This is a genomic window from Rhodoferax sp. AJA081-3 (assembly GCF_017798165.1).
In the GTDB taxonomy this organism is placed as follows: Bacteria; Pseudomonadota; Gammaproteobacteria; order Burkholderiales; family Burkholderiaceae_C; genus Allorhodoferax.
Genome location: NZ_CP059068.1, coordinates 3794935 through 3810655, shown reverse-complemented (window position 1 = coordinate 3810655; position 15721 = coordinate 3794935). Strand labels below are relative to the sequence as shown.

Sequence of the window (15721 nt, the reverse complement as noted above, 5' to 3'; positions counted from 1 at the left end):
TTTGGGGTCAGGTTCGAGAGCGAAGCGAAACAGACCTGACCCCAATAAAACCGTCTACCCAAGGAGCAATGAATGACCCAACTAGGCATAGTCCACCGCACCATCCCCCGCGCCGACAAATCCGCAGTCGACAAACTCTCCCGCTTCGGCGTAGCCACCATCCACGAAGCCATGGGCCGTGTCGGCCTGATGAAGCCCTATATGCGCCCCATCTACACCGAAGCCAAACTCTGCGGCACGGCAGTCACCGTGCTGCTGCAACCCGGCGACAACTGGATGCTGCATGTGGCCGCCGAGCAGATTCAGCCGGGCGATGTGGTGGTGGCAGCCTGCACGACGGACAACGAGGACGGATTTTTTGGTGACCTGTTGGCCACGTCTTTTATGGCGCGTGGTGCTGTGGGTCTGGTCATTGACGGCGGGGTCCGCGATGTCAAAGACCTGACGGAGATGAACTTCCCGGTGTTCAGCAAGGCTATCCATGCCAAGGGCACGATCAAGGCGACGCTGGGGTCGGTCAACATTCCTGTCGTGTGTGCGGGGGCGCAGGTCAACCCTGGGGACGTCGTGATTGCCGATATCGATGGTGTGGTCGTCGTCCCTGCGGCGATGGCGCAGAAGGTGGCGGATGCGGCTGAGGCGCGGGAGGCTAATGAAGGGGACAAGCGGGCTATTTTTGCTTCTGGGGTTTTGGGGCTTGATTACTACAAGATGCGGGAAGGGTTGGAGAAGGCTGGGTTGCGGTATGTTGATTGATTGCGCGGGGCACGCGGGCGCTTTGCTCTGTGTGGGCGCCTGGGCGGCCGGGCGTTCTGCTCCGTGTCCCCCGGCCTTCGGCCTCCTCCTTTACCTACGCAGAACGCCCAGCCACCCAGGCTTAGGGTATTTGGCAAAAGTGGCCTCTAGCCCCCGAATACATTAGTTCAATAGCTATTCAATTCATAGCACTCACTCGAAATGTCAATGGAATTCACTAAAACCCCCGGCTGGTTGGATTGGTACAACGGTCCCAGCAAGCCCCGCTTTCAGTTGCCACCCGGCAGCGTGGATGCGCACTGCCACGTGTTTGGGCCCGGCGACACTTTCCCCTACGCGCCGGAGCGCAAATACACGCCGTGTGACGCGTCCAAGGACCAGCTGTTTGCGCTGCGGGACCACCTGGGGTTCGAGAAAAACGTCATCGTGCAGGCCACCTGCCATGGGTCGGACAACCGCGCGCTGGTGGATGCGCTGCGGGCATCCAACAACCGCGCACGCGGTGTCGCCACCGTGAAGCGTGATGTGAGTGATACCGAGTTGCAGGACATGCATGCCGCTGGGGTGCGCGGCACGCGTTTCAATTTTGTGAAACGTCTGGCCGACTTCACGCCGCGGGAGGTGCTGCTGGAGATTGCCAACCGCATTGCGCCGCTGGGCTGGCATGTGGTGGTGTACTTTGAGGCGCGGGACTTGCCGGAGTTGTATGACTTCTTCACCGCGCTGCCGACTACCGTGGTAGTGGACCACATGGGGCGCCCGGATGTCAGCAAGGCGGTGGACGGCCCCGAGTTCGCGCTGTTTGTGAAGATGATGCGCGAGCACGGCAATATCTGGAGCAAGGTGAGTTGCCCCGAGCGACTGAGTATCAGCGGGCCACCGGCGCTGCACGGTGAGCAACACGCGTATGCCGATGTGGTGCCGTTTGCCAAATACCTGGTCGAGACGTTTCCGGACCGCGTGTTGTGGGGTACCGATTGGCCGCATCCCAATTTAAAGGACCATATGCCCGATGATGGGCTGCTGGTGGATTTCATTCCACAAATTGCCACCACGGCCGAGTTGCAGCGCAAGCTGCTGGTGGATAACCCGAACCGCCTTTATTGGAACTAACGACCTTGCGGGACAGACCAAGAATTGCGCAGCAATTTTGCTCTGTCCCCAACTGATTGTGGAAATTTATGTCACTCGATAAACCCTATCTCGATGTACCCGGCACCACCATCTTCGATGCCGAACAAAGCCGCCGCGGTTACCACCTGAACCAGTTCTGCATGTCGCTGATGCAGGCCAGCAACCGCGAGCGATTCAAGTCCGACGAACGCGCCTATTTGGACGAGTGGGCGATGAGCGAAGAGCAAAAGCAGGCGGTGCTGGCGCGTGACCTGAACCGCTGTATTGCGGCGGGTGGCAACATCTATTTTTTAGCCAAGATTGGCGCCACCGATGGCAAGAGTTTCCAGCAGATGGCGGGCAGCATGACGGGCATGACCGAAGACGAGTACCGCGCCATGATGGTGGGCGGTGGCCGCTCGGTGGAGGGCAACCGCGTCATCGGTGAAGACGGTGATGCGCAAGCCCACCGCCAGCCCCAGGGCAGCGCCGGTAACAACAACAACAAAAAGAAGGGCTCATAGAACATGGCACACATCACCGCATCCGTCTACACCTCCCACGTGCCCGCCATTGGCGCGGCGCTGGACCTGGGCAAGACCCAGGAGCCCTATTGGCAACCCGTCTTCCAGGGTTACGAATTCTCCAAACAATGGATGAAGGACAACACACCCGACGTGATCTTTCTGGTCTACAACGACCACGCCACGGCCTTCAGCCTGGACATGATTCCGACCTTTGCCATCGGCACGGCGGCCAGCTACCAGCCCGCCGACGAAGGCTGGGGACCGCGCCCGGTGCCGGTGGTGCAGGGCCACCCCGAACTGGCCGCCCATATCGCGCAGTCCGTCATCCAGCAGGACTTTGATTTAACCATCGTCAACAAGATGGATGTGGACCACGGCCTGACCGTGCCACTCTCCCTGATGTGTGGGCAACCCGATGTGTGGCCCTGCCCGGTCATCCCGTTTGCAGTGAACGTGGTGCAGTACCCGGTGCCCAGCGGCCAGCGTTGTTTCAACCTCGGCAAGGCCATCCGCAAGGCCGTGGAGAGTTATGACGAAGACCTCAAGGTGCAGATCTGGGGCACTGGCGGCATGAGCCACCAGTTGCAGGGCCCGCGCGCCGGACTGATCAACAGAGAGTTTGACAACGCCTTCCTGGACAAGCTCATCCACGACCCCGCCGCCGCCGCCGCCATCCCGCACATCGACTATGTGCGCGAGGCGGGCAGCGAAGGCATTGAACTGGTGATGTGGCTGATCGCCCGAGGCGCTATGAATGATGTAGCAGACCCATCAGCATCCACGAGGGCTAGGCACCGTTTTTACCATGTACCTGCCAGCAACACCGCGGTGGGCCATCTGATTTTGGAAAACCAATACCTTTGCGGGACAGACCTTTAGCTCTGTCCTTAACTGATTAGGAAACTGCAATGAAAACTATCAAAGTCGCACTGGCCGGCGCTGGCGCCTTCGGCATCAAACACCTGGACGGCATCAAAAACATAGCCGGCGTCGAGGTCGTCTCCCTGGTCAGCCGCGAGCTGGACAAGACCCGGGAGGTGGCAGCCAAATACGGCATCCCCCACGTCACCACCGACCTGGCCGACAGCTTGGCGCTCAAGGAAGTAGACGCCGTCATCCTGTGCACCCCCACGCAAATGCACGCCGCGCAAACCATGGCCTGCCTGCAGGCGGGCAAACATGTGCAGGTGGAGATTCCACTGGCAGATGCGCTCCAGGATGCAGAGGCAGTGGTGGCCCTGGCCAAGACCAGCGGCCTGGTGGCCATGTGTGGCCACACACGCCGTTTCAACCCCAGCCACCAATATGTGCACAACAAAATCAAAGCGGGAGAATTCAACATCCAGCAGATGGATGTGCAGACCTACTTCTTCCGCCGCAGCAACATGAACGCGCTGGGCCAACCGCGCAGCTGGACCGACCATTTGTTGTGGCACCACGCTGCGCATACGGTGGACCTGTTCGCCTACCAGTGCGGCAGCCCCATCGTGAAGGCCAACGCCATCCAAGGGCCAATCCACCCAACATTAGGCATTGCGATGGACATGGGCATCCAGTTGAAGGCCGCGAACGGCGCCATCTGCACGCTTTCCTTGAGCTTCAACAACGACGGCCCGCTGGGAACCTTCTTCCGTTATATCGGCAACAGCGCAACCTACATCGCGCGGTACGATGATTTGTTCAACGGCAAGGAAGAGAAGATAGACGTGAGCCAGGTCGCAGTGTCAATGAACGGCATTGAGCTGCAGGACCGTGAATTCTTCGCCGCCATCCGCGAAGGCCGCGAGCCCAACAGCAGCGTGGCCCAGGTACTGGCCTGTTACCAGGTGCTGCATGCGCTAGAACAACAGCTAAGCGCCTGAATTCGAGGTGGTCGGCGTCAACCACCGACCGCCAACCGCCATTCGCCGAAAATCGGGCGACAAACTGCCAAGCCCTGGGTATCGTTACACCCATGGCGCCATCTGGTGCCCCACCCCTTGATAGAAACAAAGGCACACACCATGGGCAACGGAACACAAGACGACGGGCAGCAGCGCAGCATGAACCATCATGCTCCTCGGCAACGCGTCGTATTCGGCTTTGTACTGGCGTTTCTCGGCATCCTGTTTTTGCTGGACAACTTCCATGTGTTCGACGCACGCGCCGTGCTGACCTTCTGGCCCATCGCCCTCCTCGTGATCGGTGGCATGAAGTTGGCCCAGGCCCGCCACCCGGTGGCCTATGCAATCGGTGGCAGCGTGCTGGCTGCAGGTGTGCTGCTGACCTTGGGGCGCATGGGCATCATCGAAGTGCGCTGGCGCGACTGGTGGCCGGTGCTCCTGATCGCATTGGGAGTCGCCGTGGTTTTCAAAGGCCAGTTGCGTGGCCACGGTAGCAACCCGGCGCAGACATCGGTCGAATCCCAGGTAGATCTCACGGTGGTCATGGGTGAAACCCAGCTCCGGGTGGACGCACAAGACTTTCGCGGCGGAGACGTCATCGCCGTCATGGGCGGCGTAGAACTCGATTTGCGCAACGCCTCCATGAGCGGTGGCGAAGCATCCCTTGACGTGTTTGTCGTCATGGGTGGTTTTGACATCAAGATCCCGCCCGACTGGACCGTCATCGTCAAAGGCATCCCCTTGATGTCCGGTTTTGAAGACAAGAGTGTTCCCCCGGCCAACCCGGTCAAACGCCTGACCATCACTGGCTACGTGGTCATGGGCGGCATCGAGATCAAGAACTAGACGCGCGGGTAGACCACCATGCATCCGGTGTTGTCCAGTGTACGGGCCCTGTCGTGGTACCTGTTGGCCTGGCTGGCGCTTGGCGCGGTCTTGGCCTGCGGGCTGGCGCTGACAGGGCAGGCGCCGTGGCCCAACGCCTTGTGGTTTGCAGTGCCGGTTTGCATGGTCTATGCCTTCGTGTGCCCGTCGGCCTATTACGTCTGCCGCGCGATGCCGTTTGCCCGCAGGGCCTTGCATGTGGGTGTTGTACTGTTTGCCGGCGCGTGCACGGTGGCGGGCGGTATGGGCTGGATGGTGTGTGTGGCCTGGAACCGGCTCAGCCTGGCCCTGGAGCAAAGCTGGGCCGGCATTGTGATGGCGCCCACCCTGGGCTGGGCACTGTTCGCGGGTGCGGCCGGTGTCTACCTGCTGTCCCTGCTGCTGCACGACGTGTTGATTGCGATGGACCAGATGCACGCAGCGCAACAGCGCGATGCCCAGTCCCAGGCGCTGGCCCAGCAGGCCGAGCTGCAAATGCTGCGTGCACAAATCAACCCGCACTTTCTCTTCAACTGCCTCAACTCCATCAGCGCATTGACCAGTTCCGACGCGGTCGGCGCACGCGCCATGACCATTGCACTGGCGCAGTACTTTCGGCAAACCTTGTCTTTATCCGAACAGGCACACATCCCGCTGGAACAGGAAATCGCCCATTGCCAGTCTTTTCTGGACATCGAACGGCTGCGTTTTGGGGCCAAGCTGTTGGTGGACACCACGCTGCCGGATGGCGCACGCGCTGCGCTGGTGCCGCCCATGCTGCTGCAGCCCCTGGTGGAAAACGCGGTCAAACACGGCATCGCACCACGCACGGAGCCCGGCACGGTGAAAATCCATGCGTCGGTACAGGGACCATGGCTGCGACTGAGGGTCGAAAATCCGCTGGAGCCCGGCGCTGCGGGAGCGTCTGCACCGGGCGCGGTGGAAGGCATAGGCCTGGGCCTGCGCAACATCGGCCAGCGCCTGCGCAGCCTGTACGGCGAGCAGGCCCGCATCACGCAGCAGGCCACGGCGGATCACTTTGTGGTGGAACTGACCCTGCCGTTGACGCCCCCTGCGCACGGCGCAAATGCATGAGACCCTGGCCATGATCAAGACCCTGATTGTTGACGACGAAGCGCTGGCCCGCGGCCTGGTGCGTGAGTACCTGCAGCCGCACGAGGACATCACGGTGGTTGCCGAGTGTGACAACGGTTTTGACGCCGTCAAGGCCATCACCGACCTGCGCCCCGACCTGGTGTTCCTGGACATTCAAATGCCGCGCCTCTCCGGCCTGGAGGTGCTGGAACTGACCCAGCGCGACCACGGGGTCATTTTCACGACAGCCTATGACCAATACGCGCTCAAGGCCTTCGACCTTCGCGCCGTCGACTATCTGCTCAAGCCATTTGCGCAAACCCGTTTTGACGAGGCGCTGGCACGGGCGCGCGCGCTGCTGGGGCAGGCATCCGCTGGACTGCAGGCCCTGGCGACACCACCCGCTGGCAAACTGGAACGGCTGCTGGTGCGCGACCGCAGCCAGGTGCATGTGCTAACGCTGGACACGGTGCGTTGTGTCGAGGCGCAAGACGACTACATCCGCATCCACACCTCCGGTAAAACCCACCTGAAGACACAAAGCCTGAGCGACCTGGAGACCCGGCTTGACCCCGCGCTGTTTGTGCGGGTGCACCGCTCGTGGATCATCAACCTGGCACACCTGAAAAACATCGAGCGCCTGGCCAAGGACAGTTTTATCGCCGTGCTGAACGGCGGCCAGCAGGTGCCCATCAGCCGCGCCGGGCACGAACGGATCAAGGCATTGATCTAAGCCGTGCGCTCGGTGGGCCCCTTACTCAGGGTTTCAGGGATTGCCGAGGAAATCCCGCTTGCCAATCTCCACCCCGTTGTGGCGCAAGATTGCATAGGCCGTGGTGATGTGGAAGTAGAAGTTGGGCACCGCGTGGCCCAGCAAAAACTGCATGCCCTTGTAATGGGTTTCCTTCTCGCCACGCTTGGTGACGATGGCCTTGTCTTCGGTGCCGTCGATCTGCTCGGGTGTGATCGTCTGGATAAAGGCAATGGTCTTGGCCACACGCGCCTTCAGGTCTGCAATTGTCTTCTCGTTGTCTTCAAACACCGGAATATCCACACCGACCAGACGGGCCACCACACCCTTGGCCGTGTCGCAGGCGATCTGCACCTGGGTGGTCATGGGCAACATGTCGGGGAACAGGCGGAAGGCCGTCAGGCTGGCATCGCTCAGCTTTTTGGCGTCGATGTGGGCCTGGGTCTTGTCCAGGATGTTGGACAGGTTGCCCAGGATGTTGACGAAACGGGGCACGCTGGCCTGGTACATGGAAATAGTCATGGGAGAAAGTCCTCAAAGTGGTTGCGCTCAAATCGCGGCGGGCCATGGTACCCGCTATCCCATTCCGTTGCAGGCGTGCAGCCAAAGCCCGCACCGCACCCCGACCTCACAGCGGGCTTACGGCAGGCCCCGGCAACTCCAGGGTGGGGAAATGCTGCTTGAAAGTTTTCTCAAACGTCTTGTCACGCTTCATCTGTGCCAAGGCCTCATTCCACTGGGCCACCACGGCGGGGTCCAGGGCCTGTGATGCAGCGATGTAGAGCTGTTTGTGCATGAACACATAGACCAGCTTGAAATCGCTCATCTTGTAACCGGCCTGCTCGGCCAGGGCCTGCATATTGGTCGGCGAGCCGGCAAACAGGGCGATACGCCCCGCCATCAGCTTTCTGACACTGGACAGGTTGCTGTTGGCCCGGTCGAGGTTGGTGAAACCCAGTGTGGTCAGCACCTGGTCGCGCACATCACCGCGGTAGACACCGATGGATGCCACCTTCCTGGCCTACTCCAGGTCAGAAATCACCAGCGTCGAATCCGCCTTCGCGTAGAACGCATAGCTGTTGTCAAAAATGGGGCCAATCCACTGGTACTGGCCGTCGCGCTCCGCGGTGCGCGCCATGGAGAACAACAGTGTGTTGGGCGTGGAACCCAGGCGGTTGAGGCCCCGGGCCCAGGGCACCAGTTGCACCGCATCGCGGTTGTGGATGCGCCGCTGGATCTCGCGCACCACCTCGGCAGCAAACCCGGCCGGCTTGCCGTCGGCACCCACAAACTGCAGGGGCCGGTTGTCTTCGTAGTAGATATTCAGGCTTTGGGCGGCCAGCATCCCGCTGGACAGCAGACCAGCCAACAACAGGGTGATCGTTTTCATACGGCGGCGGGCCGGGGCGTGTCGCCCGGACCCGGCAGCATTACTTCTTGGCGTAGTCTTCCATCGGCTTGTCGTTCAGGCCGGTCCAGGCCGCCTTGGTGGAGTCACTGGCTTGCAGCCCCAGCCGAATGTTCTTGGGGGGTATGGCCTGCACAAACCACTTGTCGTAGATTTTCTCCAGCTCACCGGATGTTTGCAAACCACGGATGGTGTCGTCGGCCAGCTTCTTGAACGCTGCATCGTCTTTCTGGAACATGATGGCGATGGGCTCCACATTCAGCGCTTCGCCGACCACCTTGAAATCGGCCGGTGACTTGGCGTTGGCAATATGGGTTGCCAGAATCTGGCCATCCATCAAAAAGGCATCGGCCCGGCCCGACTCCAGCAGCAAAAAACTGTCGGCATGGTCATTGCCAAACACCTCCGTAAATTCCACACCATGGGCCCTGGCCTGGCGGCGCAAGGTCTGCACCGACGTGGAGCCACGGGTGGTGGCAACCACTTTGCCACCCAGGTTCTTGATGGACGCAATACCGGCGTTGGCGCGCACGGCAAGGCGCACCTCTTCCACATAGGTGGTGGGTGCAAACGCTACGTCCTTCTGGCGGGCCAGGGTGTTGGTGGTGGAGCCGCACTCCAGATCCACCGTGCCGTTCTTGACCATGTCCACGCGGTTCTGTGAGCTGACGGGCAGGTAACGCAGCTCCAGCGCGCGGCCGATGGCCTTTTCGGCATTGGCAATGATGTGCCGGCAAATATCAACGTGGTAACCACCGTACTGGCCCGCGCCCAGGCCGTAGGACAACACGCCCGACGACTCACGCACACCCATGGTCACAACACCGGTTGCCTTGAGTCTTGCCAGGGTATCTGCTGTTTGGGCGTTGGCCGCCAAGGGGGTCCAAAGGGCCGCAGTCGCAACGGCTGCAACCGCAAGTAGATGTCTCATGCTCATGTCAGTCAGTCTCTGTGTAGTTGTTGAAGTCGCGTACAACGGCTACCAGGCTGTCCAACACAACCGGGTCGCCTTCTTTCACCCGGCGGCAATGGTATTACGGCGCTGGCGGATAAACAGACTTTGGCAATGCCGAATCTGCATGCACAAATGCAAACTCGTAAAGCCGTACAAGCCTGGAACACAAGGTTCGGTGTGATAACGCACAGGCAGGCTTGCGCAAAGAGCGCATGGTCAGGGCTCACACCATGTTGCGCACATCCACACATCCCACTCGCCGGCCACGGCACCTGTACCGCACACGCAGCGTGGCGTTGTGGATACTGGCCGCCGTCTGCGCCAACGCGACCGCACAAACGGCGCCCCGCGCAACAGAAATGCCGTCGGTCACGGTTGCCGCCAAGGCCAATACCAATCCGGTCGAAAAGTCCTACCGCAAAATGCTCAAAGGGATGGACCTCTTTGAGCGGGAGCACGGCATGGCACCCTTGGCCACGCTGCGCTTCAAACTCCTGCCGCGCAAGCCGGGAACCAACATGGACACAGTCACACTGGCCGTGGTGGGCGACTCGGTGGACTACACAGTACCCATCGCCACTAACGACCACACATTTGCGCTACCGCGCGATGGTCTGGCCTTTGACGAAGACGCACAGGTCGTGCCCAACCGCAGAAAACTGACCATGACCTGGCGCACCGACATACACACGCCCGGGTTGCCACCCAACACCCGGCGCCTGGGGGACTTGCGACTGGAGTGCAAGGTGGGCATGGAAGCGGGATTGATCTCCAGCAGCACCACATTGCTGGGCAGGCTGACCAGCGCGGTGTTTGACACACCGGCCTACTGCGACAAGCCGGAACCCCACTACCTGTTTTTTGCGGACAAACCGTTGCGCAGTGTGGCTCTGGTGGATGGTGCGCGCAGGCAGTTGTGGGCCTTCGACGCGCTGTACGCGCAGGCGCAAAGTGAAGTGGCCCAGCCTGACAACCTGACCACGTGTGATTGTGAAATGCTGCTGGACCGCACCTTCATACTGCCGCTGGGTGACCGCAGCTGGCCTGACGATAGCCTGGTGCAATTTGAATACACCGGCGACGATCCGGCAGCTGGCAGCCGCTAATGCCAACTCGGCACTTCCAGGCTCTAGCCTTTGGCTTTGGCTGTAGCCTTGGGCTTGGGTTTGGCCGCGCGCAGTGGTTTGACGGCGGGCGGTGGCGCTTTCTCACCCTGCTCCAGGCTGAGTAGGGTGTCGAGGTAAGACGTGAACCGGTTCAGGTAGTCCGGCGCGGTGTCACGCATCAGCGCCAGCGAACGCAGGGCCACCACGTGGGAATTGATGGGGCCTGCATTCTTGGGTGCCTGTTCCAGGGCCTGCGTGACCTGCTTCTCGACACTGAGTTTGGACCAGGTGTTGCGAAAGTACTGGACGGACTTGAGTTCGGTGCGGGGTGTGGTGTGTGCCACGGCGCGGGCATCCGGCTTGTCCAGGGCGTGTGCGGCCATATGGCGCACCAGGTCGCCCAGGCTTGCGCGGGGCGTGGCGGGCGCTGGTTCTGCGGTGCTGTTTTGCGCCTGCGCGCAGGACACGCGCAATGCTGCAACCGCCGTCTGCAACTTGGCGTCCAGCACACGCCGCACTGGCCCTTCGTAGGCGTCTGCGCGCGCCGCCAGCACCTCGATGTAATGGAAGCGCACCGGGTCAAACTGGTGCGCGCCCTCCAGGCGCAATGCCTGCACCAGCGCGCCTGGCGCCTCGGGTGCCGCGGACTGCGCCGACTCCGTCACGGGCTGGCCACCTTGTTGTTGATGGCCTTGGGCACGGGCGCCATTTCGACCCGCCGGTTCTGCGCGCGCGATTTGTCATCCACGTTGGGAGTTATGGGCTGCTCCGAACCAAAGGCCGCCGCAAACACCATGCTGGAGGGCATGCCGTCCTCGATCAGCGCGCGGGTGACGGTGAGTGCCCGCTGGGCCGACAGCTCCCAGTTGTCCTCGAACTGGCTCTTGCCACCACCGCGTATGGATTTGTTGTCGGTAAAGCCACTGACCATCAGCAGCTCGTCGCGGGCGGCCAGGTAAGACTTCAGTGGCCCCACAAGGCTGCTGAGCAGCTCCCGGCCTTCGGGTTGCAGCTGGTCGGAGTTCATCGCAAACAACACACGGCCGCTGATGCCAATGCGCCCATTGGTCAGTGTGATGCGGCCACTGGACAAGGGCACTGCCAAAGCTTTCTCCAGCGTCATGCGGCGCTGCTCTTCCACCTGGCGTTTCTTCACTTCGTCTTCCAGGTGCGTCACCAACTGCAAGTGGACGATCAGCACCCCCACCAGCAGCAGCACAAAAGCACCCAGCAGGCCGGACATCAGGTCGCCAAAAACGGCCCAGACCGGCGCCGTCTGCTCCATGCCTGCGTCAACAGTGTCTTCCATGGCTATGCGACCTCTTCTGCAACCGGCGCCTGTTTGGCGGGCAGCTGGCGCAGCCCTTCAAACACTTCTTTCTGCGACAGGATGCTCAGGTCAATGATTTCACGCGCCTGGCCCACGTAGTAGGCCAGTTGCTCGTCGCTGCGGGCCATGGATTTGTCCATGGCGCTTTCGATGCGCTGCAGGTTGGCGATCAGCTTTTCGTTGGCCTCGTTGAACGATTTGACGGCAAAACCAAAGGACTCGCCCAGTGCCGACACCTCCACCGCGCTGCCCGTCACGTGGGCAGCAATGTCGGCGAGTTTGACGGCCTCGGCGTCCACCTTCTCGGCGAACTGGCTGCCAGCCTGGGTGAGCGCAACCGCCGAAGATGCCACCAGCGAATCGATCACCGCACGTTGTTCCACCGATGCATGGTTAATGGCCTCCAGCAGCGAGCCCAGCGTGGCCATGATGCGGCCGCGTTCTTCCAGCAACTCGTTGTCGCGCGCGGCGCTGCTGGACACCTCCTGGCGCAGCTTGCCAATCACCTCGGCCGCGGCACGGGGTGCCTCGGACGCGGTTTCGATCAGGCGGGTAATGGGCTCTTCCAGCGCGGTTCCCAGGGTGCTCAGGTGGCCGGTGAGCGCCGTTTGCAATTCGCCCAGGCGTTCGACCGCGGCCTGGCCGCGCAAGGCCTCGGCGTCGCGCAGGGCCACCAGTTCGGCACGCAGCGTGTTGACGGCCTGGTCCATGCGTTCGTTGTGTTGCTGGGTCCAGGTGGCTTCGCTGTCGATGCGTGTGCGCACCAGTTCTTCGGATTGGGCCAACAGGCTGGCGATACCGTCCAGCGACTGGCTGGCGCTGGTCTGTGCTTGCGCGGCCATGTCCTGCGCGGTGCGGCTCAGGGTGTTGCAAATGGCCTGTTGCTGCTCCAGCGTGTGGGCCCCGGCTTGTTGCCACTCCTGCTTGAGCGCAGAAGACGTGGCCTCCAGTGATGCCATCCATGCCTCCAGACGCTTGCGGTCACCAGATGCATGGTCCACCTGCAGCGCGGCGTAGGCCGTCTGCATCGCATCCAGATGGGACGCGGAGCGTTGCGCAAAGCTCTGGCCAAATGCATCCAACGATTGGCCCAGGCCTGCCACCAGGGCTGCATGGGTGTGCTCCTGCTTGGCCAGCGCAACCGACCAGCCGTCGGTCACCGTGGCAGCGGCGGTGGTGAAGCGTGCGGACACGCCATCCAGCTGGGTCTGCGTGGTGTCCACCAGGCGCGTGTGCATGGCATGGGCCTCTTGCGCTATGCCAGCCATCGTCGCCTCGAACACGGGTTTGATGCTGGCGCCCACGGCATGGGCACTCTCGCTCAGGCTGTCGCGCAGCGACTGGCCCACGGAGCTGGCCAGCTCGGTGTAAACGCCTTTGACATCGCTATGAAAGGCCTGCTGGTTGCTCAGCAGCCGCTCATTCAATTGGCGGCTCATGGTCTCCATCTGCGCCATCATGGTCTGCATCTGGTTGACCACGGCCGGCAGCGCCAGCGACTGCTGCTGCAACGCCTTGTAGGTTTCCTGGCGCTGGTGCGTCAATGAAAAGCCGCGCAAGGTGGTCGCAATGGCAGTGTCCAGCGTTTGCGCCGCCACCAGGCGCTCGCGCCGGCAAATGGCCGACATCAGGCCCAGCATGGCCGAGGTGGCAACACCCGCCACCGATGTGCCAAACGACAGGCCCAGGCCTTTGATGGGCGCGGCAAAGGCGGAGCGTATGGCTTGCAGATCGGTCGTGCTTTCCAGTGCAAACACGGCGCCGTTGAGTGTGACCACCATGCCCAGGAAGGTGCCCAACATGCCCAGCATCACCAGCAGGCCCACCAGGTAGGGCGTCAGCGCGGGGCCGGGCAGGCCGACCCGTTCACCTTCCACACGCAAACGCACGGTGTTTTGCAGTGGTGCAGGCACGCGGGTAAGCCAGTCGCCCAGGTGCTGCAGATCTGCGGGGATGGCCGCCAGCGCGGATGCCAAGCCTGCGGTGGCCTGGCGAAAGCGCTGCAGCTCCAGCGCGCCAAAGGCATACACCGCGGCAATGACCACCGTCATCAGCAGGGCCAGCATGTTGGCGGATGCGAAGAATCCAGCCGCGACCCACACAGCGGCCATGGCACCGAGCGCAAAGGCGCCGGCAAAAAGTTGTTTGTTCATACGTGTTCTGGTGTTGTTTGGTTGTGCAGTGCTTCGAGCAGGCCCACGGCGGGTTGCAGGCGCAGGTCCAGTTCGGCCAGCAGCACGGTTTGTAATTCGGTACAGAAGCGCGCCAGCCAAGCGCCGGGCTGCATCCACAGCGCGGGCTTGTCGCCTTCGGGCTGCGTTTGCAGATAGGCTTTGCGCTGTTGGTTAAAACGCTTCTCCATCAGCGACGGCAGGGTTGCCAGCAACCGGGCTTCCCGCTCTACCAGAATGCCCTCATACGCCGCGTCCAGCGCCACCAGTTGCCGCAACTGGGGTGCTGCAGCGGCAACACCCTCACGCACCTTGGCTCGCAGACTGCGCACGCTCATTTCCATGTCGCGCTGGTGGGCCTGGTGGTAGCGGCGCAGGGGGGTGTAGACCTTGGGGTCTTCCAGCGAATCATCCAGTGTGGGCAAACTCAGTTCGGCGCGTGTACGGCCCGTGTTGGGTGCGCTGCTTTTGGTGATGGCCCCCGCAAGAGCGGCCCGTGCCTTGGCAAACTCGTCAGCCACGGACGGACCCACCAAGGCCTGTACAGCAGATGGAGCGTCCAGGGTGTTGGTGTTGAGCACACCCGTCAGGGTGATAGCGTCCGCAAAGTCAATCCACAGCCCCAGTTTTTCACCAAAGGCAGCTGCTGGACCAGTCGTCTCCAAAACGGCCAGGTCGGCAAGGGTACGGATGAGTTGGGAGCTATGGAAATGTGTACGCGTCAGGGCTCGCGTCATATCGATAGGGGTGTCCAGGTCAACGCATCGCCATCGGATGATGGGGCGGCGATTTTAGCTTGCTAATCCATCCCCACAGACTTCCCGCACACAGGCGCGCAGCCAGCGGTGCGCCGGGTCGGCCTGCATACGGGGGTGCCACAGCAGCGAAACGGTGAATGCAGGCACCGCCATCGGCAAGGCAAAGCTGTGCATGCCAGCGCGCAAATTGCCGGTGTGCCGCTCGGGCACGGTGGCGATCAGGTCAGAGGCCTTGGCCAGGGCCAGCGCACTTGCAAAACCACCCACGGTGGTGGTGATGGCGCGCGCCAGCCCCACCGCTTGCAAGGCTTCGTCGATCTGGCCTTTGTCGTGGTCCGTGTGCTGGCCATGCCGCGCCACACCAATGTGTTGCCCCGCCGCGTACCGCGCGGGCGTCACCTCACCCTGGGCCAGCGCGTGGCCCTTGCGCACCACCGCCACAAAACGGTCCCGGAACAGGGCCTGTGTGCGCACCTCCGGGCCCTCTGATTCACCCACCACGCCGGTTTCCAGGTCGACCGTACCGTCGCGCAGCGGCCCGCTGTCCTTGTCCAGTTTGGGCACAAAACACAGGCGCACCCCGGGGGCCTCGCGGGCTACCCGTGTGATCAGGTCGGCGCCAAAGTTCTCCACAAACCCTTCGCGGGCCCGCAGCGTGAAGCTGCGCTCCAGATGCTGCAACTGAATGGTCTCGGCCGGGCGCAGTGCAGTGGTGGCGTCGTGGACCAGTTGGCCGACCTGCTCACGCAGCACCATGGCCCGGGGCGTGGGCACCAGGCCACGGCCTGCACGCACCAGCAACGGGTCACCTGTGGTCTCCCGCAGGCGGGCCAGTGCGCGGCTCATGGCCGATGGGCTGAGCCGCAGCCGCCGGGCGGCACCGGCCACGCTGCCCTCTTGCAACAGCACATCCAGGGTGATCAACAGGTTGAGGTCGGGTAGTGACATGGCGTTATATGCACGAATATAGTGCAACTGCTGCGCCTTCCGCTTTGTGTGGCCAA

Annotated in this window: 18 protein-coding genes; 9 read left to right on the top strand and 9 right to left on the bottom strand. The window is 62.1% G+C overall.

Features of this window, described 5'->3' with window-relative positions:
• Positions 1-72 precede the first annotated feature (72 nt).
• From ligK to HZ993_RS17900, 8 genes are all read left to right on the top strand, one after another.
• Positions 73-756, top strand: a complete 684-nt coding sequence (ligK, locus tag HZ993_RS17935) for a 4-carboxy-4-hydroxy-2-oxoadipate aldolase/oxaloacetate decarboxylase (RefSeq protein ID WP_209394092.1) — start codon at positions 73-75, stop codon at positions 754-756.
• Positions 757-963: 207 nt separating this feature from the next.
• The gene (locus HZ993_RS17930) at positions 964-1869 is read left to right on the top strand and encodes an amidohydrolase family protein (protein ID WP_209394091.1); all 906 of its coding nucleotides are present in this window, start codon (positions 964-966) and stop codon (positions 1867-1869) included.
• A 68-nt stretch (positions 1870-1937) separates the two neighbouring features.
• Positions 1938-2393, top strand: a complete 456-nt coding sequence (gene ligA / locus HZ993_RS17925; protein ID WP_209394090.1) for a protocatechuate 4,5-dioxygenase subunit alpha — start codon at positions 1938-1940, stop codon at positions 2391-2393.
• A 3-nt stretch (positions 2394-2396) separates the two neighbouring features.
• Positions 2397-3275, top strand: a complete 879-nt coding sequence (locus HZ993_RS17920; RefSeq protein WP_209394089.1) for a class III extradiol dioxygenase subunit beta — start codon at positions 2397-2399, stop codon at positions 3273-3275.
• 29 nt (positions 3276-3304) lie between these two features.
• Positions 3305-4258 carry a Gfo/Idh/MocA family oxidoreductase gene (locus tag HZ993_RS17915; RefSeq protein WP_209394088.1) on the top strand — a complete coding sequence of 318 codons (954 nt, stop codon included), beginning with the start codon at positions 3305-3307 and terminating at the stop codon, positions 4256-4258.
• Positions 4259-4399: 141 nt separating this feature from the next.
• Positions 4400-5125 carry a LiaI-LiaF-like domain-containing protein gene (locus HZ993_RS17910; RefSeq protein WP_209394087.1) on the top strand — a complete coding sequence of 242 codons (726 nt, stop codon included), beginning with the start codon at positions 4400-4402 and terminating at the stop codon, positions 5123-5125.
• Between the two features lie 18 nt (positions 5126-5143).
• The gene (locus HZ993_RS17905; RefSeq protein ID WP_209394086.1) at positions 5144-6238 is read left to right on the top strand and encodes a sensor histidine kinase; all 1095 of its coding nucleotides are present in this window, start codon (positions 5144-5146) and stop codon (positions 6236-6238) included.
• Positions 6231-6971, top strand: a complete 741-nt coding sequence (locus HZ993_RS17900; protein WP_245213676.1) for a LytTR family DNA-binding domain-containing protein — start codon at positions 6231-6233, stop codon at positions 6969-6971. The genes HZ993_RS17905 and HZ993_RS17900 overlap by 8 nt, the downstream gene beginning before the upstream one ends.
• A gap of 33 nt (positions 6972-7004) precedes the next feature.
• Here HZ993_RS17900 and HZ993_RS17895 read toward each other — a convergent pair whose 3' ends face one another.
• The 4 genes from HZ993_RS17895 to HZ993_RS17880 all read right to left on the bottom strand — a co-directional run bounded on the left by HZ993_RS17895 (position 7005) and on the right by HZ993_RS17880 (position 9334).
• Positions 7005-7511 (bottom strand): DUF1993 family protein, encoded by a 507-nt coding sequence (locus HZ993_RS17895; RefSeq protein ID WP_209394085.1) that lies wholly within the window; start codon positions 7509-7511, stop codon positions 7005-7007.
• Between the two features lie 106 nt (positions 7512-7617).
• Entirely contained in the window at positions 7618-8001 is a 384-nt protein-coding gene (locus HZ993_RS17890) for an ABC transporter substrate-binding protein (protein WP_209394084.1), read from the bottom strand.
• A 9-nt stretch (positions 8002-8010) separates the two neighbouring features.
• Positions 8011-8379 carry an ABC transporter substrate-binding protein gene (locus tag HZ993_RS17885; protein WP_209394083.1) on the bottom strand — a complete coding sequence of 123 codons (369 nt, stop codon included), beginning with the start codon at positions 8377-8379 and terminating at the stop codon, positions 8011-8013.
• A gap of 40 nt (positions 8380-8419) precedes the next feature.
• Positions 8420-9334, bottom strand: coding sequence for an amino acid ABC transporter substrate-binding protein (locus tag HZ993_RS17880; protein ID WP_209394082.1), 915 nt, complete (start codon positions 9332-9334; stop codon positions 8420-8422).
• Positions 9335-9582: 248 nt separating this feature from the next.
• Between HZ993_RS17880 and HZ993_RS17875 the strand changes: the two genes are divergently transcribed.
• Entirely contained in the window at positions 9583-10458 is an 876-nt protein-coding gene (locus HZ993_RS17875) for a hypothetical protein (RefSeq protein ID WP_245213675.1), read from the top strand.
• Positions 10459-10481: 23 nt separating this feature from the next.
• On the opposite strand, the gene HZ993_RS17870 is transcribed toward HZ993_RS17875, so the two are convergent.
• Genes HZ993_RS17870 through HZ993_RS17850 form a run of 5 tightly spaced genes read right to left on the bottom strand, consistent with a single transcriptional unit; the run spans position 10482 to position 15665 of the window.
• The gene (locus tag HZ993_RS17870; RefSeq protein ID WP_209394081.1) at positions 10482-11123 is read right to left on the bottom strand and encodes a DUF2894 domain-containing protein; all 642 of its coding nucleotides are present in this window, start codon (positions 11121-11123) and stop codon (positions 10482-10484) included.
• Positions 11120-11767, bottom strand: a complete 648-nt coding sequence (locus HZ993_RS17865; protein ID WP_209394080.1) for an OmpA family protein — start codon at positions 11765-11767, stop codon at positions 11120-11122. Before HZ993_RS17865 ends, HZ993_RS17870 begins: the two co-directional genes overlap by 4 nt.
• Positions 11768-11769: 2 nt before the next feature.
• Complete coding sequence (locus HZ993_RS17860; RefSeq protein WP_209394079.1) at positions 11770-13941, bottom strand: DUF802 domain-containing protein; 2172 nt, start codon at positions 13939-13941, stop codon at positions 11770-11772.
• The gene (locus HZ993_RS17855) at positions 13938-14696 is read right to left on the bottom strand and encodes a DUF3348 domain-containing protein (RefSeq protein WP_209394078.1); all 759 of its coding nucleotides are present in this window, start codon (positions 14694-14696) and stop codon (positions 13938-13940) included. Before HZ993_RS17855 ends, HZ993_RS17860 begins: the two co-directional genes overlap by 4 nt.
• Before the next feature lie 54 nt (positions 14697-14750).
• Positions 14751-15665, bottom strand: a complete 915-nt coding sequence (locus HZ993_RS17850) for a LysR family transcriptional regulator (RefSeq protein ID WP_209394077.1) — start codon at positions 15663-15665, stop codon at positions 14751-14753.
• Positions 15666-15721: the final 56 nt, after the last annotated feature.

Excerpts from the sequence above, each read along its gene's own strand:
- ligK (WP_209394092.1), top strand. The coding sequence starts at position 73 with ATGACCCAACTAGGCATAGTCCACCGCACCATCCCCCGCGCCGACAAA.
- HZ993_RS17930 (WP_209394091.1), top strand. The coding sequence starts at position 964 with ATGGAATTCACTAAAACCCCCGGCTGGTTGGATTGGTACAACGGTCCC.
- ligA (WP_209394090.1), top strand. The coding sequence starts at position 1,938 with ATGTCACTCGATAAACCCTATCTCGATGTACCCGGCACCACCATCTTC.
- HZ993_RS17920 (WP_209394089.1), top strand. The coding sequence starts at position 2,397 with ATGGCACACATCACCGCATCCGTCTACACCTCCCACGTGCCCGCCATT.
- HZ993_RS17915 (WP_209394088.1), top strand. The coding sequence starts at position 3,305 with ATGAAAACTATCAAAGTCGCACTGGCCGGCGCTGGCGCCTTCGGCATC.
- HZ993_RS17910 (WP_209394087.1), top strand. The coding sequence starts at position 4,400 with ATGGGCAACGGAACACAAGACGACGGGCAGCAGCGCAGCATGAACCAT.
- HZ993_RS17905 (WP_209394086.1), top strand. The coding sequence starts at position 5,144 with ATGCATCCGGTGTTGTCCAGTGTACGGGCCCTGTCGTGGTACCTGTTG.
- HZ993_RS17900 (WP_245213676.1), top strand. The coding sequence starts at position 6,231 with ATGCATGAGACCCTGGCCATGATCAAGACCCTGATTGTTGACGACGAA.
- HZ993_RS17895 (WP_209394085.1), bottom strand. The coding sequence starts at position 7,511 with ATGACTATTTCCATGTACCAGGCCAGCGTGCCCCGTTTCGTCAACATC.
- HZ993_RS17885 (WP_209394083.1), bottom strand. The coding sequence starts at position 8,379 with ATGAAAACGATCACCCTGTTGTTGGCTGGTCTGCTGTCCAGCGGGATG.
- HZ993_RS17880 (WP_209394082.1), bottom strand. The coding sequence starts at position 9,334 with ATGAGCATGAGACATCTACTTGCGGTTGCAGCCGTTGCGACTGCGGCC.
- HZ993_RS17875 (WP_245213675.1), top strand. The coding sequence starts at position 9,583 with ATGTTGCGCACATCCACACATCCCACTCGCCGGCCACGGCACCTGTAC.
- HZ993_RS17865 (WP_209394080.1), bottom strand. The coding sequence starts at position 11,767 with ATGGAAGACACTGTTGACGCAGGCATGGAGCAGACGGCGCCGGTCTGG.
- HZ993_RS17860 (WP_209394079.1), bottom strand. The coding sequence starts at position 13,941 with ATGAACAAACAACTTTTTGCCGGCGCCTTTGCGCTCGGTGCCATGGCC.
- HZ993_RS17855 (WP_209394078.1), bottom strand. The coding sequence starts at position 14,696 with ATGACGCGAGCCCTGACGCGTACACATTTCCATAGCTCCCAACTCATC.
- HZ993_RS17850 (WP_209394077.1), bottom strand. The coding sequence starts at position 15,665 with ATGTCACTACCCGACCTCAACCTGTTGATCACCCTGGATGTGCTGTTG.